General features: G+C 59.0%; 15 protein-coding genes and 1 pseudogene. 8 read left to right on the top strand and 8 right to left on the bottom strand.

All coding sequences use genetic code 11. From position 1 onward, the window contains the following. Positions 1 to 108 precede the first annotated feature (108 nt). Positions 109 to 837 (bottom strand): SDR family oxidoreductase, encoded by a 729-nt coding sequence (locus tag FH061_RS21750; RefSeq protein WP_151637933.1) that lies wholly within the window; start codon positions 835 to 837, stop codon positions 109 to 111. Positions 838 to 965: 128 nt separating this feature from the next. Here FH061_RS21750 and FH061_RS21745 point away from each other — a divergent pair, with 128 nt between their 5' ends. Further along, positions 966 to 1,904 carry a LysR family transcriptional regulator gene (locus FH061_RS21745; RefSeq protein WP_151637932.1) on the top strand — a complete coding sequence of 313 codons (939 nt, stop codon included), beginning with the start codon at positions 966 to 968 and terminating at the stop codon, positions 1,902 to 1,904. Between the two features lie 146 nt (positions 1,905 to 2,050). Here FH061_RS21745 and FH061_RS21740 read toward each other — a convergent pair whose 3' ends face one another. After that, positions 2,051 to 2,944, bottom strand: coding sequence for a LysR family transcriptional regulator (locus tag FH061_RS21740; protein ID WP_151637951.1), 894 nt, complete (start codon positions 2,942 to 2,944; stop codon positions 2,051 to 2,053). A 122-nt stretch (positions 2,945 to 3,066) separates the two neighbouring features. Here FH061_RS21740 and FH061_RS21735 point away from each other — a divergent pair, with 122 nt between their 5' ends. The 7 genes from FH061_RS21735 (at position 3,067) to FH061_RS21705 (ending at position 9,959) form a co-directional block, all read left to right on the top strand. Further along, on the top strand, positions 3,067 to 3,807 hold the full coding sequence (locus FH061_RS21735) for an SDR family oxidoreductase (RefSeq protein ID WP_151637931.1): 741 nt from the start codon (positions 3,067 to 3,069) through the stop codon (positions 3,805 to 3,807). A 232-nt stretch (positions 3,808 to 4,039) separates the two neighbouring features. Further along, positions 4,040 to 6,535, top strand: a complete 2,496-nt coding sequence (locus FH061_RS21730) for a hybrid sensor histidine kinase/response regulator (RefSeq protein WP_151637930.1) — start codon at positions 4,040 to 4,042, stop codon at positions 6,533 to 6,535. A 113-nt stretch (positions 6,536 to 6,648) separates the two neighbouring features. Further along, complete coding sequence (locus FH061_RS21725) at positions 6,649 to 7,059, top strand: hypothetical protein (protein ID WP_151637929.1); 411 nt, start codon at positions 6,649 to 6,651, stop codon at positions 7,057 to 7,059. 52 nt (positions 7,060 to 7,111) lie between these two features. Beyond that, positions 7,112 to 7,351, top strand: coding sequence for an oxidoreductase-like domain-containing protein (locus tag FH061_RS31835; RefSeq protein ID WP_151637928.1), 240 nt, complete (start codon positions 7,112 to 7,114; stop codon positions 7,349 to 7,351). A gap of 200 nt (positions 7,352 to 7,551) precedes the next feature. Continuing rightward, positions 7,552 to 8,427 (top strand): helix-turn-helix domain-containing protein, encoded by an 876-nt coding sequence (locus FH061_RS21715; protein WP_151637927.1) that lies wholly within the window; start codon positions 7,552 to 7,554, stop codon positions 8,425 to 8,427. Positions 8,428 to 8,620: 193 nt separating this feature from the next. After that, on the top strand, positions 8,621 to 9,598 hold the full coding sequence (locus FH061_RS21710; protein ID WP_151637926.1) for a Bug family tripartite tricarboxylate transporter substrate binding protein: 978 nt from the start codon (positions 8,621 to 8,623) through the stop codon (positions 9,596 to 9,598). A 43-nt stretch (positions 9,599 to 9,641) separates the two neighbouring features. Then, a complete protein-coding gene (locus tag FH061_RS21705; protein WP_151637925.1) occupies positions 9,642 to 9,959 on the top strand; it encodes an NIPSNAP family protein in 318 nt (105 codons plus the stop codon). A gap of 434 nt (positions 9,960 to 10,393) precedes the next feature. Here FH061_RS21705 and FH061_RS21700 read toward each other — a convergent pair whose 3' ends face one another. From FH061_RS21700 to FH061_RS21665, 6 genes and pseudogenes are all read right to left on the bottom strand, one after another. Beyond that, the gene (locus tag FH061_RS21700; RefSeq protein WP_151637924.1) at positions 10,394 to 10,642 is read right to left on the bottom strand and encodes a DUF3297 family protein; all 249 of its coding nucleotides are present in this window, start codon (positions 10,640 to 10,642) and stop codon (positions 10,394 to 10,396) included. A gap of 359 nt (positions 10,643 to 11,001) precedes the next feature. After that, a complete protein-coding gene (locus tag FH061_RS31830) occupies positions 11,002 to 11,418 on the bottom strand; it encodes a GFA family protein (RefSeq protein WP_404822492.1) in 417 nt (138 codons plus the stop codon). A 147-nt stretch (positions 11,419 to 11,565) separates the two neighbouring features. Then, positions 11,566 to 12,102 (bottom strand): annotated as a pseudogene (locus tag FH061_RS31140) (tyrosine-type recombinase/integrase). Positions 12,103 to 12,902: 800 nt separating this feature from the next. Next, complete coding sequence (locus FH061_RS21675) at positions 12,903 to 13,628, bottom strand: FadR/GntR family transcriptional regulator (protein ID WP_151637921.1); 726 nt, start codon at positions 13,626 to 13,628, stop codon at positions 12,903 to 12,905. Positions 13,629 to 13,740: 112 nt separating this feature from the next. After that, a complete protein-coding gene (locus FH061_RS21670) occupies positions 13,741 to 14,694 on the bottom strand; it encodes a 2-hydroxyacid dehydrogenase (RefSeq protein WP_151637950.1) in 954 nt (317 codons plus the stop codon). A gap of 54 nt (positions 14,695 to 14,748) precedes the next feature. Continuing rightward, positions 14,749 to 15,723, bottom strand: coding sequence for a Bug family tripartite tricarboxylate transporter substrate binding protein (locus tag FH061_RS21665; RefSeq protein ID WP_151637920.1), 975 nt, complete (start codon positions 15,721 to 15,723; stop codon positions 14,749 to 14,751). Positions 15,724 to 16,076: the final 353 nt, after the last annotated feature.

Genomic DNA, 16,076 nt, shown 5'->3' with positions numbered 1-16,076 from the left:
CCGGGTGTACGCCGAGCACCGCAGGCGCCAATCCGGATCGCGCAGCAGCTTATCAAACACAGCCAAGCAACGGCTCAAAGTCCAACAGCCAGGCCATCTCCATCCGGACTAAGCCAGCCCTCCATTGGCGTTAATGATCTGCCCGGTAATCCAGCGCGATTCCTCGGATGCGAGAAATGCGATGACATCGGCGATGTCTTCGGGCTTGCCGAGCCTGCCAAGCGGCGTCAGCTTGGGCGCTTCCTCGCGACGGGCGGGAGGAACCATTTCAGTATCGGTCGGACCCGGCGCTACGGCATTCACAGTGATGCGCCTCGGACCAAGTTCACGCGCAAGCGCTTTCACCAACTGCTCGACGGCCGCCTTGCTGGCCGCATACAGTCCGGCGTTCGCCTTCGGCGCAATGGTAAGAACAGTCGAGATGCCAATGATGCGGCCATCCTCGCCGAGGCGTCGCGCGGCTTCCGAAAAAGTCAGCAGGGTGCCGCGAGTATTGGCAATAAAGGCTTGTTCGAAATCGACATGTGTCGCTTCCGCAATCGGCTTGAAAACAACATTGCCGGCATTGGCCACGACAACGCGCAAGCGGCCGAGCCTCTCTTCCACCGCATCGAACAGACCGGATAAATCGGTGAGCACCGACAGATCCGCCTGCAAGGCCATTGCCCTGCCGCCCTCCCGCTCAATCTCCGCGACCACAGCTGCTGCCTCCTCGCCACGTACCCGATAGGTGAGGGCAACGGCCATGCCATCGCGAGCAAGCCGCCTTGCAACGGCACGACCGATACCGCGGGAAGCTCCGGTTACAAGCGCTACGCCAGCATGTGAATTTTCCATTGTCATCTCCTGAAAAAGTAAAGGTGAATCGCGTCACCGACACAGCAAAGTCTGACATGGCAAATTGTTTTTGATAATCTGGCAAATGTTTTCAGGATTTTAAACATTGTTTTTAGAATGGATGCGGCATGGACCACTTCAATCGCATGTCTACCTTTGCACGAGTCGTCGCCGACGGAAGCTTTTCCGCAGCGGCCAGAAAGCTGCAGGTGTCTTCCGCGGCGGTAGGAAAACAGATCCAGCTGCTGGAGAACTGGCTGGGCACGCGACTGTTTGACCGTACGACACGGCAGCTCAGGCTGACCGAAGCCGGCATGGCGTTTCATGAACGCTGCACACGCATTCTCGAAGACCTGGAAGAAGCGCAACGTGCCGCCGGTGCGCTTCAGGCGCAGCCCACAGGCCGCCTGCGCATAAACAGCCCGGTGTCGTTCTCGACCCTGCATCTTGGCGGGCTGCTCGCCGACTTCCTCAAGGCCTACCCGGACATCAGCGTCGACATGGAGCTTAACGACAGAATGGTCAATCTGGTGGAAGAAGGATTTGATCTGGCCGTCCGCATCGGCAATCTTCCGGACTCCAGCCTGGCCGCGCGCCGCATCGGAAAAAGCCGCTTCGTTCTGTGTGCTTCTCCTGCCTACCTCAAGCTTCGTGGTACGCCAAGGCGGCCCGGCGATCTTGCAGGACACGACTGCGTCGAGTATGCGCTTGGCATGTCGGAGTGGCAGTTCACGAGTCGGTCGGGCAAGCGGGAATCCATCAGCGTTTCAACGCGGCTCCGGGCAAATAACGGCGCCATGCTCAGTGCTGCGGTAAGCGGGGGATTCGGCGTGACTTATGTCCCGAGTTTCATCGTCAGCCGGGATCTGGAAGCCGGCCGTCTCGTACCGCTTCTGCCTTCCTACAAAACCATGGAAACCGGCATTTACATCGTCTACCCGGCCGGTCGTCATGTGCCGGCCAAAGTGCGTGTCTTTATCGATTTTGCCGCCCGGTATTTCGGGGATCTGCCCTCCTGGGAACGTCCTCCTGCCAAACGCAGGCAGATGAAGCGGGACACCGCGTAACATGCGCTGCCGGCTTGAGGGGCCGGCACATCTACAGCCGACGATTGCCCGGCTCGGCCCGAGAATGTCATCCCGATGTTTTTCAATGCGATGCGGGCCTCCCCGAACGCCGTAAATCCGCGATGCCGAGGCATCTGCAGGTTGCCTCATACAGGCGCATTCTCGAATATCTCCCTGATCCAGTCGGTGAATACGCGGACTCTTGCCGATAGCTGCCGGTTCTGCGGATAAAGCACGGACACCGGCAAGGCGGGCGGCCTGAGACCGGGAAGCACGGCGCGAAGCTGGTCGGAGCGCAATTCTTCGGCGATGCGATAGCGCGGCACCTGTACCAGCCCAAGTCCCGCCACCGCGCATGCGGTATAGACATCCGCACCGGTGACGGATACGGACGATGCCAGCGTCAGCGCCTTCACTTCGTCGTTGATCACGAATTCAAGCGGGTAAGGCTTGCCGCTCATGGATGACACGAAATCGACGCTGCGATGCCGGGCAAGGTCCTCGAGCGTCCGCGGCGTTCCATATTCGGCAAGATAGGCAGGGCTTGCGCAGGTGACCTGCTCGAGCAATGCGACCCGGCGCCCGATCATCGAGGAATCCTGCAGATTCCCGGCGCGGAGCACGCAGTCGACTCCCTCGCGGACCAGGTCCACCAGCCGATCACCTTCGCCGATCTGCAGCTCGATTTCCGGATATCGTTTCAGGAATGCGGGCAATGCGGGAATCACGAAATGGCGAGCCAGGGTTCCCTGCAGATTCACTCGCAGCAAGCCCTTGGGCTTCGCCTTGCCAAATGCCGCCTCGGTTTCCTCCAGGTCGGCCAGCAACCGCACGCAACGCTGATGATAAGCCTCGCCATCCAGCGTGGGCATCACGACCCGTGTCGTGCGTTCCAGCAAGCGCGTGCCCAGGCGATCTTCCAGCCGCTTGATGGCATTGGTGACCGTCGCGCGCGGCAACTGCAGATCCTCGGCAGCGTGGGTAAAACTGCGCCGCTCGACGATGCGGATGAATATCTGCATTTCCTGGAAGCGATCCATCATGGCATGTCACTTTATTGTTATTGGAAATGGAATAGTGATCTCCATGGTAAGGCAATTATCAAGTTCCGGTAATAGACCATCATTCAGTCAACGCCATCAACGAATGAAAGGAAATCACCATGTCCAAGCAAGTCCAGCAAGTCGCCATCATTACCGGCGCATCCCGCGGTATCGGCGCAGCCGTCGCCGCACGCCTCGCCAGGGACGGCTTTGCCGTCGTGATCAATTATGCAAGCAGCGCGGATCAGGCCGACCGGCTTGTCGGCGCGTTGCGCGAGACCGGCGCCCGCGCGATCGCCGTCAGGGCCAACGTCGCATCCGCCGCCGAGGTGACGCAGCTTTTCGACACTACAGAGCGCGAACTCGGCAAGGTGGATGTTCTGGTCAACAATGCCGGCATCATGAAAGTCGCGCAGCTGGCCGACACCAGCGATGCACTGTTCGATCAGACCTTTGACGTCAATGTGCGAGGGTCTTTCAACACCATGCGCGAAGCGGCACGGCGCATGAACAGCGGGGGACGCATCGTGAACTTCTCCAGCACCGCGCTCGCCCTCAACATGCCGGGCTATGCCATCTACAATGCGACCAAGGCGGCGGTGGAGTCCTTCACGCATGTGTTTGCGAAGGAATTGCGCGGCAGGCACATCACCGTCAATGCGGTCGCACCGGGACCGGTTGCCACAGACCTCTTACTTGACGGCAAAACATCTGAACAGATTGCGCACTTCGCCAGCATGCCGCCGCTCGAACGCCTGGGGCAGCCCGACGACGTAGCCGACGTCGTGTCCTTCCTCGCCGGACCCGATGCCCGCTGGGTGAATGGACAGGTTCTGCGTGCCAACGGAGGCCTCGCATGACCGGCGCAGGCCGGCGAAACATTGCCGGTCTTGCAATCAGGCGGAGATAACTCATGCGCCCGGTTTCAACGTGCCGGGTTTTCCTTGCGGAAGATGTTTGATTAACTTCAAGCGAAAATTGATAATGATCAATTCAGCGATTTCATCATGGTAGATTGCCTGCCTGTCCTGGCGAGCTGGCAATCCGTCATCAGGTCACCAAGTTAACCAGCGTTCAACTCCTCCGCCTCCAATGTCAGATTTGCACATTCTTTCCGCTTCAGATGAAGAATCTTCATTACACGAGGAGCTGGAAAAATATCGCTTTCTCACCAGAATCGATGATGCAATCCGCTCGCTGGTGGATTCGGCAGATATAACGCAGACGGCAGCGACGCTACTCGGACAGACACTTGAAGTCGAGCGGTGCGCCTATGCCTACGTCAACGAGGATGACGACAGCTTTACGCTGACCGGCAACTATACTAATGGCGTGCCCAGCATTGTCGGGCGCTATGAAAGCGCCAGCTTCGGCAGCGAGTTTGTACGCCTGAGCCATCTCGGACTGCCTTACATCGTAGAGGACACTGAAACCGACGAACGGGTGAAGGACGTGCTGGAGGCCTACCGGCAGACGCAGATCCGCGCCGTTGTCAGCATTCCCGTCCTCAAGGCCGGGCGATTCCGGGCCGGCATGGCGGTCCATCAATCGACGCCGCGCCGCTGGAAGGACCATGAGGTCAAGCTCCTGACGGCGGTGGCCCACCGGTGCTGGGAATCGATCGAGCGCAATCGCATCGCGCTGGAATTGCGCAATGCCGAGGAGCGCATCCGCAACAGCCACGACTACTTGCGTCTTCTGATCAACTGCACGGAAGAAGGCTTTTATTCCATCGATTCCGAAGGCGCTACAGTCCTTTGCAATGCCGCGTTTCTGAAACTGCTCGGATTCGAGCGCGAGGAAGAGGTGATCGGCAGGAAGCTGCATGCCCTGATTCATCATTCCCATTCCGACGGTTCGCCCTATTCCGAGAAAGACTGTCCGATATACAAGGCCGCAAGAGACGGGGTCTCCGCCTATGTGCAAGATGAGAGTTTTTTCCGTAGGGACGGCTCCAGCTTTCCCGTCGAATACCGTGTGCGGCCGGTGTGGCGGAACGGGCGGCTCGACGGCGCAGTCTGCACCTTCGTCGATCTTACCGACCGCAGGCATACCGAAATGGCGCTGCAGCAAAGCGAAGCGCACCTGCAGTCGCTGTTCGAACAGACCGCGGTGGGCATTTGCGAAACGGATGGCACCGGACAGATCATCCGCGTCAACGATCGCTATTGCGAGATCGTTGCGCGCACACGTGAAGAACTGCTTGCCAGGAAGATGCAGGACATCACGCATCCCGATGATCTCCCGCGCAATCTTGCCCTGCTCCGGAAAGCCGTCGCCACCGGCCAGCCATTCGAACTCGAGAAGCGCTATGTGCGGCCGGACGGCAGCATCGTATGGGTCAACAACACGGTCAGCCTGATTCGCACGCCAGGAAGCCAGCCGGTTCACAGCATCCTGGCGGTGACGCTGGATATCAGCGAGCGCAAGCGGGTGGAAGACGCATTGAGGCAGGCCGATCAGCGCAAGGATGAGTTCCTGGCCATGCTCGCTCACGAACTGCGCAACCCGCTTGCGCCCATCGGCGCGGCGGGCGAACTGCTTGCTATCGGTCAGCTCGACAGGGAACGCATCATGCAGACCAGTGCCGTGATTTCCCGCCAGGTGCGGCATATGAGCGGCCTGCTCGATGACCTGCTTGACGTGTCGCGCGTGACGCGCGGCCTGGCTACGCTGGACAAGGCGGATCTGGATGTCAAGCATGTGATCGCCGACGCCATCGAGCAAGTACGCCCGCTCATCGAAGGCAAGAGGCATCGCCTGACCGTGGAACTGGACCCCGAACCGGCACACGTGCAGGGAGATGCCAAGCGGCTGGTGCAGATCCTGACGAACCTGCTCAATAACGCGGCCAAATACACTCCCGAACAGGGCAGCATCAGCCTGACCATGCGGGCACCGGACGGACAGGTCATCCTCGAAGTCTTGGACAATGGCATCGGCATCACCCCCGGACTGCAGCCGCATATCTTCGATTTGTTCGCGCAGGCCGAACGCAGTCCGGACCGCTCCCAGGGCGGGCTTGGCATCGGCCTGGCACTGGTCAAGAGCCTGGTGACCCTGCATAACGGAACCATCACCTGCCACAGCGCAGGCCTGGGGAAAGGAAGCCGGTTCACCGTGACGCTGCCACGCCAGGGCCGACCGGCAATCAGGGCCGCGCAGGCACAGGATGGAGTGCAAGTTCGGGCGGGCTCCTCCAAGCTGCGCATCCTGGTCGTGGATGACAATGTCGACGCTGCCCAGCTGCTCGGCATGTACCTCGAGGTCGCGGGTCATGAAGTCGCGGTCGAACATGATTCGCGGCAGGCATTGATACGCGCGGGAAGGGAGCTGCCCGATGTCTGTATTCTTGACATCGGCTTGCCTGAAATGGATGGCAACGAACTGGCACGCCGCCTTCGGGCGCAGGAAGGCACGGCGAAGATGGCATTGATTGCCGTGACCGGTTATGGCCAGGAACAGGACCGGCTCAATGCCATGGCCGCCGGCTTTAACCATCATTTCGTCAAGCCTGTGGATGCGGCAAAGCTGCTTGCCTTGCTTTCCGACATATCGAAAGCAAGGGGCATTGCGCTGGAGCAGTAATCCGCGATACGGCCGATATTGGGCATGATTTCATTATTGCCTAGCAAGGAATACGCAGGCTGGGGGCCGTATAGCCTGCACACTGTTTGTGCAACCACATCGGAGGGAAGCTGATGCACACTCCTGCCAACCGCGGTCTATACCGGTCCGCGCTTGCCCTTTGGCTGGCGGCGGCATGCATGCTCGTGTGGCTGAGTCTGGGCGTCGGCATCATCGGGAAGGATGGCGACCAGGCGAACCTGATGTATTTTGCTGTGCTTGCAATAGGGGTTGTCGGCGCGCTCGCCGCGCGATTCCGACCGCGTGGAATGGCACGCACCCTGTTCGCCATGGCGCTTGCCCAGGCATCCATCGCCGTCGTTGCCGTCGCTGCGGGAATGGGCCTTCCGTACAGCGGCCCGGCCGAGCTTCTGCTATTGAACGGGTTCTTCATCGCCGCATTCGGCGGATCGGCCTGGCTGTTCCGGCAGGCCGCACGCCCGTACTCCATGCACTCATTGCACCGCGAACGGGACGAAGCCTGATTCTCCAAACTGGGCGATACTTCCACTGATACTCGCATTATTGACGGAACCGATGAACAGCGATCAGCACAACGCCTTGCCATCCAATGCCGAGCAGGCACGACAATGGATTGGGGACCTTCGTGAACAACTTGCGCAGCGCGGCCTGGTCTTCCGCGACCCGCCGGAGGCGCCCACCACCTGCTGCGGACGCGGCTGCAATGGCTGCGTTTGGGAAGCTTATTTCCATGCGGTAGGATACTGGTGCGGCCAGGTACGCCAGATAATCACGGCAATGCCGCAAGTGCCGTAAATGCAACGGGGTCATCATCTGATTTGCCTGGAATTGATATGAAAACACCTTGCCAGCCGAAGCGTTACCGCTTTGCCGGCGGGGAGCTGGCAGGTGAAAAGTGACAAGCAAACAAGTGCGGCGAACAATGAGGAACAGATTCATGCAGCAGGCAGGCATTCCATCACCCTTTGAACCGGCGCGATAAGGCGCGGACATTCATGCGCGCCATCGATCAGTTGCCCAATTTTCAGGTCTCCCCGTTCGGGACCAATGCCGACAGCTTTCTGTTCGATCTGGTCAAGCTCGACGGCAGAACCGATGTGCCCCGCCCCTTCCTGCATCGGCACAGCTACTACCACCTGCTATGGATATCGGAAGCGCGCGGACAGCACCTGCTGGACTTCGAAACACTGGAGGTGAGGCCGCGTTCGGTTTTCTTCATCTCGCCGGGACAGATGCATGCCTGGGGCTCCGAAATTCCTCCCTCGGGCTATGTGCTCAATCTCAGTGCCGAGTTCTTCATGCAGATCTATCACCGGCAGGATGACATTCCCTTTTTCGGCATCGCCAATGCCCATCCCGCACTCTATCTGTCGGTGGAGCAGCATGAAGCATGCCTGCCGCTGCTGGCCGAGATCGAGCGCGAATATGCGCACAGGGATGCCTGGAGCCAGGATGCCATCCGCTCCTGCGTGCTGATGCTGCTGACCCGCTTGCGGCGCCTGCTGCCCGAAGGCTCCGGCGAACAGGCGGCGCCGAAGCATTACAGCCTCGCCAGGCGGCTGAAGCTGCTGATCGAACAGCACTATCTCGATTTCAGGTCGGTGAAGGACTATGCCAATGAATTGCTGGTGACCGAGCGGCGACTCAACGAGGCGGTCAGAACCGCGACCGGAAAGACCGTCATCGCGCTCATGCAGGAAAGGATCCTGCTGGAAGCCAAGCGCCTGCTCACGCAATCCGACCTCGACATCGCCCAGGTTTCCTATCGCCTCAATTTCGAGGACCCGGCCTACTTTTCCCGCTTCTTCAAGAAGCATACCGCCGTCACTCCGCTTGAATTCAAGAGAACATTTTCCGGGCCGGTGTATTGATGGCGCCCATGTCGTTCTGGCAACAAGACGGGCGCTGCGGAAAAGTCCAAGAAAAAGGTCGTTAAGTCCTAACGGTTTCCCGCATCGGTCGTTTAAGCTCTGCTTCAGATGGTTGAGGCCGTCCCCGTCCCCGTTCTCATTCACAACAACAAGACCATCCGGGACGGTACGAATAATTTCGTCAGGAGACACGATGACAACTTACCTACGATGCACGGCCTTTGCCGTCGCCATGCTTTCCCTTCCCATGGCCTTTGCGCAGAACAAGGCCGAGGATTTCCCCAACAAGGCGGTGCGCGTCATCCTGCCGTTCGCGCCTGGAGGCGCAACCGATGCGATTGCCCGTACCGTCTCGCAGAAACTGTCGGAAAAATGGGGGCAGCCGGTGATTGTCGATAATCGCGCCGGAGCGAACGGCAACATCGGCGCCGGACAGGCGGCGCGGTCGGCGGCTGACGGCTACAGCATCCTGATGGCGACATCCAGCCATGCCATCAATGCTTCGCTGTACAAGAAGCTCGACTATAGCCTGAGCAAGGATTTCGCGGCCCTCTCCAACCTGGCGACCGTTCCGCTGATCCTGGTGGCGCATCCCGATGTGCCGGCCACCTCGGTCAAGCAGCTGGCAAGCCACGCCGCCGCCCAGCCGGGAAAGCTGAATTTCGGCTCGGGCGGGGTAGGCACGGCGGCCCACCTGGCCGGCGAGCTTTTCAATACCGCCTCCGGCGCGAAAATGGTCCACATCGCCTACAAGGGCGGCGCGCTGGCGATGAACGATCTGCTCGGCGGACAGATTCAAGTCATGTTCGCCAATCTCCCCGAAGCCCAGGCCCAGGTGAAGTCGGCCAAGCTGCGTGCGCTTGCCATCACCGGCAGCCAGCGCAATCCTCAGCTCCCGGATGTGCCGACGTTTGCCGAATCCGGCTTCAAGGATATCGATCTCAAGTCCTGGTTCGGCATGTTCGCGCCGAAGAACACGCCCCAGGCGATCGTCGACAAGCTCAGCCGCGATATTGCCAGCGTCGTGGCGGACCCGTCAGTCCAGCAACGCCTGAAGGAACTGGGCGCCGAGCCCATTGGAAACCGGCATGAGGAATTCCAGGCATTCGTCAACAGCGACATCGAACGCTGGCGCACGCTTGTCCAGAAGTCCGGCGCAAGCGCAGATTAATCACAACGCAAATCACCACCGACATCACAACGGAACTCAGCAGATGATCATTGACTTAAGAACTTACACCATGGTGCCCGGACGCTTGAAGGCGTTTCTCGAGTTGTATGAGCGGGAAGGCTTGCCGGTGCAGCGCAAGCATCAGGGCGACCCGATCGGCTACTTCGTGACCGAGATCGGCACGAACAACCAGGTGGTGCACATGTGGGGCTATGAAAGCCTGGCTGACCGCGAGAAACGCCGCGCGGCGCTGGAAGCGGATCCGGAATGGGCCGCCTATCGGGTCAAGAGCGGGGCGGCGGGCAATGTGCAGCACCAGGAAAACAAGATCCTCAAGTCGGTGTCGTTCTCGCCGATGTAATACCAGTTCCGCGTGTTCCATGCCGAATAGAACCGGTAGATTTTTCGGTTAGGACGCGGCCTCATGGCATGGAATGACGCGGGATTGGTATCAGCTGGTTAAGTTCTGACGATATCCGGCGGGATGTGTCAGATTCCGAACTTCCGAGTTCGACCCGAACCAGTCAGTTGGCTTCCTCGAAAGCGGACATAGCCGTGTCGTTTTTCAACGATTAAGCTGTCACGGGCAAGGCGTCGTGGTCGAGCAACGAGTTGTGTCCGAACCGTTTCTTCCCAAGGTTTGCGACGTCTTGTGTGCTGAGGTCAATTTATGAATCTCAGGGGGCACATCCGTGAGACGCTCGCCGAAAACGATAGCCGACTGATTGACCGCCTGCTTCCATTTCGCAGGCGGCATCTTCCATGCTTTCTTATGTTGCGCAAGGCATAAAGCCGTTATCGGTAAAAAGGCTCGACCTTGCCTTTTACCTTGATCATCATCGGATTGCCCTTGCGGTCACGCGCCTTGCCGGCCGCAACCTTGATCCAACCTTCGCTGATGCAATATTCCTCGACATTGGTGCGTTCCTTGTCATCAAGCTTGATGCCAACATCGTGCTCGAGGACAGCCGCATCGTAGTAAGGGCTGCGCGGATCGACCGAGAGACGGTCAGGAAATGGGGGGAGTTGTGTCATGTCGTTCATGGACGGGAATTATCTATCATTCTCTTGCGCAAAACAATTTTTTAGCACGCGCCTGCCTTGCCGCCATGCTTTTCAAGTTTCTGCCACCGCGTCGCGGCGGGCAGATTGCGGAATCCAGCATTTCCCAATACCCGATGACCAAGCCCGCAAAGGCCCGCCCAATTGCACGGCCGATGTTGATACCGACACCGTGCAGCGAGACTGCTGCCGCTAGGTCGCCCTTGCCCTCGACCAATTGCGGAAGACTGTTTTCGACTCACAACAGCCCTACAGTTTCCTTGGAAACGGACCTCCGCCGTTATGCATGAGCGGCGAAGCGTTGGACAAAACGGCATTAGATCGGCCGCTGGATGGAGGAGTCAGGCTCCACGCGTCGGAGCCTGGGGAAAACTCTTGCTCGACTCATGGATGTTCACCCAGGGCAGCTTGCCCTCGCAATAGATACTAAGCTCTGGAACAATATTTTCATGATCTGCAACAGTCCCGAGATAAAGCATAGCGAGCCCCTTGTATGTATGCGGGTTCGAGTTGAATATTGGGGTGCCGCAAGTCGCGCAAAAGTATCGCTTTGTGCGGTCGCTTACTGCATAACTAGAAAGAACCTCGTGCCCAGAGGTGACGGCGAAGTGCTCTTCCTTTACCACGACGTATGAGGAGAGTGGCGCCCCAGTCATGCTTCGACACATTCGGCAATGACAGGCAACGACTTGCAGCGCCCTGTTAGACACTTTGTACTGAACTTGGCCGCACTTACAACTTCCGAAGGGTTCGATCATCTTTGCCCGTACGTTTGAAAGCATAAAAAGAGGAGAACTGTCTCTCGCGATGTTGCGTATTGTATATTGAATGAATTTAGCGTATCGACGTCCGGTATTGGCCGGCAAGCGTCCTGCTACCGTGCGACGCGGCTTACCGGCTCCGTGCTAGACCTCCGTCTGCTCAGCAATCTCAAGCGCATCGTCAACCTCAATGCCGAGATACCGTACGGTGCTCTCTCTAGCTTGGTGTGCCCTGGAAGAAGCTGGGCCGCCCGTAGGTTCTTCGTTCGTGGGTAGATCAACGTCGCCTTTGTTCTCCGCACGGTGTGAGTGCCATAGGCTGCTGTATTTAGACCGATTGATTCCACCCAGGAGGCCACAATGCGCGCGTACTGGCCGGTCGATAGATGGGGCAACTCAGCCACTCGGCTTGGAAACAGGCATTGGTTTGAAGGAAGATGCGCTTTCTCGATCAACGCTATGACCGACTGCCGGGTCTGCTCAGCGATCTCGCATTGCACTGGCCGGTGCGTCTTGCGCTGCATGATCATGGCGCGGTAGGATGTTTTCTGCCTGGGGCGATGTCGCAAACCCGTAAGCTAAGCAAATCCCAGCCGCGCAATTGCTGCCTATGGCAAGGTTGGACAATGCCAAGTCTCGAGCCTTATCGGCTAGTTGAAGACGTATGCGGATCGCCCAAATCTCTTTTAGCTTGAGCGGCGCCTTTTTTCAAATTAGCCGGCAGTAGACGGAATATCATGTACGTCTTCAGCAACGTTGACTTGACGATGCAGATTTTAGTCTTCGAGCAGGCTGATACCCTTAACGGTGTAGCTAACCCGACTAAAACCATTACCCTTAATGCACCGCAATCGACTTCAGGCTTCGCAAGAGACATTGCCCTTGATGCTCGTACCGATTCGATGTATCTGCTTCGTAGCGACGGGTCGATTCTGCCCTTGACAAAGTCAGTACGAAAGCGGGGACTGTCATTGTGGATCGATACATAGCGCCTTCTTGGTATGCGGCACAAATTCAGCTCGACACCGAACACGATCGACTATACGGATCCGGAAGTCCCGTAAGTCCCACTGGCGTGTATCGCATTGAGGCGTTGAGTACTGCTAAGGGGACGGTCGCTGTCAGCGGTGCGCCTACGTCAGACATGGGATCGGTACGCGCCTTTGCCGTACCTCAGTAGCCATGCTAGAAATGCCCCATTCATAGGGGCATTCTATGACTACGTGGGGTGCATGCCTAGATGTTCGACAAGTGCGAGCGAAGGATGTCCATCGTCGGTCAAATAGATATACCCGTTCTAAACGACCGCTCTGGAGTGCTGATATATTACTGCCACCGTCTTCTAATGGCCTAACCCGGAAGTTCGGCTAATTTCAGAGCGCGATGGAATCCGACAGAATTTAGCAGATCAAGTCCGGTTTGCTACATATAAGCAAGGCAGGTTTCCATCACCATCAAACAGTCGCATCCACCGGCTGCCTTTATCCCTGCATTTTCCCCAGCACCCGCACAGCCGCATTGCCGAGATGCGTACGCATGGCGGCCTGCGCCCGCTGCGCATCCCCGTCGATGATCGCTTCCATGATCATGCAATGTTCGGATTCGATCTGCGCGTATCGCCTGGCGCAGCTTTCCGGGTGGGAGAACTGCCGGGACAGGTTCATGGTGAACAACAGATGCGGACGCAGCGATTCCATGACGGAGACGAAAACGGGATTGCCTCCCGCACGTGCAATGCGCATGTGGAACATGATGTCTGCCTCGACGGAAGCCCGGTCGGAATCGCTGTGTTCATGCAAAGCCTGAAATGCCGCTTGCAGCGCGTCGACATCTGCGGCATCCCGATTCAACGCGCCGTGCCTGACGGCGCCAAGCTCCATCGTGCGCCTGAACTCGACATGCTTGCGGATGTCGTCAACGCTAGCCAAATCCCCATGGCAAAGTCCGACTGACTCCTTGCAAAGCGAAGCGCCGGGATATGCACCGTCCGTCCTGCGGCCGGCCGGCATGCCCTTGGCCCGCAGCCGGATCAGGGCCTCGCGCACAGTCGGCCGGGAGACATTGTATTTCCTGCACAGGGCGGCTTCCGTGAATTGGCATCCGCCGACTTGCAACTCGCCGCGCCGCACGGAGTCTTCGATGGCCTCGTACACCATCTCGACGAGATTGGAACGGCGGATCAATCGCGGCATGGATTCTGTTGACATCGTCGATGCTTTCGGCAACCTGATTGCTGACGGAATAGGGACGGCGCACGCACCAGGGACGTCGCACGCACGTGGCGGCGTGCATGTGGCCGCCTGGAACCCGCTGTTCCCGCTATGTGGTCAGGCTGTTCTCCGGCCTTTTTCCGGCGAGCGCGTCGGCCAGGCTCTTGAGCACCATGTCTCCCATTGCCGTTCTGCTTTCCATCGTGGCGCTCGCGCGGTGCGCCTGCAGCACGACATTGTCCATGCCAAGGAGAGCCTGCGGCACGTGGGGTTCGTCGACGAACACATCCAGCCCGGCGCCGGCAATGCGGCCGGTTTGCAGCGCATGGACCAGGTCATTTTCATTGACGAGCCTGCCGCGCGCGATGTTCACCAGGAAGCCATTGCTGCCGAGCGCTTCCAGTATCTCGGCGTTGACGATTCCCTCGGCCTTGTCCGCGGCGGCGCAAAGCACCAGCGCATCGCTTTGTTCGGCGAGCGCTTTCAGACCAGGCACGAATTCCCAGGACAGTCCCTCGATGGGCTGCAGATCGGTATAGCGGATCGGACAGCCGAATGCCGAGACGCGCTGCGCGACGGCGCGGCCCACCCTTCCCATGCCGACGATGCCGACACGCATGCCGCTGAAGCGGCGCGCCAAGGGAATGGCGCTCGGCTGCGGATGCTTGACCCACATGCCGTCGCGGACGAAGCGGTCCACCGCGGCGATGTTGCGGCAGGTCGCAAGCAGCAGCCCGAGGGCGAGATCGGCCACGTCTTCCGTCAGGGCGCCGAAGGTGCCGGTAACCGGGATGCCGCGCTGGCGCGCATAGGCAAGGTCCACCGCATCGGTGCCCACGCCGTTGACTGCGACGATTTCCAGCGCCGGCAGCTTCTCCATCAATGCCCGGCCGATGCCGGTATGGCCGCCGGTGATGACGCCGCGAATGGACTTGCCCACCTCGCGGATGTAGGCATCCTTGTCGTCCTGCTCGAAGTAGCGCCTGACGGTATAGAGCGCGTCCAGCTGTTGATTGATGGAGGGGATCAATATGGGATTGAGTTGCAGGATTTCCGGTTTCATCATCTGTTCCTTGGTTGCTTTGCTTTGTCTTGGTATGGAGAACTGCATCCGCATTCAATCCGCGACAATTCCTTTTTCCTTGATCAGGCGCGCATACTTGCTTCGGTCGGCATCGATCAATGCCTGAAATTTCGCCGCGTCACTGCCCACCGGGACGGCCCCCAGGCTGGCAAACTTGTCGCGGATCTCCGGCGTATTCACCGCCTCCTGCACATCGGCCGAAATGCGTTCGATCAGCGCCTTCGGCGTACCGGCGGGCGCCAGCAGTCCCATCCAGGAGGTAGCGCTGAATCCGGCGACCGCCACTTCGGCGACGGTCGGCACATTCGGCAGGGCCGCCGCGCGTGTCGCGCCCATCTGCGCCAGCGGTCGCAGCTTCCCGGACTTGATATGGGAATTGAGCTCAAGGATGGTCGCAATCGACATGTCGACCTGGCCCGCCAGCAGATCCTGGATGGCCGGGCCGCCGCCCTTGTAAGGCACATGCAGCAGCTTTGTCCCGGTGCCGCTGGCCAGCAGTTCCGCCGCCAGATGCATGGAGCCGCCCGAACCGGAGGAGCTGTAAGCCAGGTTGCCGGGCTTCGATTTTGCGAAGGCAACGAGTTCGCTGAGCGATTTCGCCGGCGAGTTCTGATTGACCACCAGCAAGAGCGGCAGCTCCGCGATCAGGGAAACGGCGGCAAAGGCGGTATCCGGGTTGTAGGGAATCTTCTTGTAGAGCGACGGGTTCACGGACTGGGTGCCGAGATTGCCGATCAGCAGCGTATAGCCGTCCGGCGTTGCTCTTGCCACATAGTCGGCGCCGATCATCCCAGCCGCGCCGGGCTTGTTTTCGACCACCACCGGCTGGTTCCATTTCTGCGACAGCTTCTGCGCAAGTATCCTGGTGCCGGTATCGGTTCCGCCTCCGGGAGCGAAAGGCACGACAAGCGTGACCGATCTGGAGGGGTAAGCCGCAGTCTGGGCATGGGCCGCGACGGTGATCAGGCAGGCGGCAGCCGCCGTCAATACAGCACGCAAAGTCATCATGATTGGCATCCTATCTTTAGTGTTAATCTGAATCGCCTCGGAAACTTCATTCAAAGGCTAAAGGCGCACGGACGCGGCGGCCGTCGCTGGCCGTTCGCTACCATCCTTGAAGCGGCTTGCGAGCCATCCCTGCCCTGTCCAGACGGGCTTGCGCAGCCGATGTCCAGCGATCGGGCAAACCTGCGATTGCTTGGCGGGCCGCCTCCGTCTCCAACTCTTTGCGCCTGTGCCGACGCGCTTCGTTTGAAATTGCATGGAGCAATTGTAGAAACCCTGACGGGTTTAGTCTAAGCTAGATGCTGTATCGATTAATTCAAAACCTGTATTAATGAAATTTCGACTCGTGCCTGAAC

This window comes from Noviherbaspirillum aerium, from assembly GCF_008929045.1.
GTDB classification, from domain to species: Bacteria; Pseudomonadota; Gammaproteobacteria; order Burkholderiales; family Burkholderiaceae_D; genus Noviherbaspirillum; species Noviherbaspirillum aerium.
Note: the sequence above shows the minus strand (reverse complement) of the source record. Positions and strands in the feature narration are given on the sequence as shown.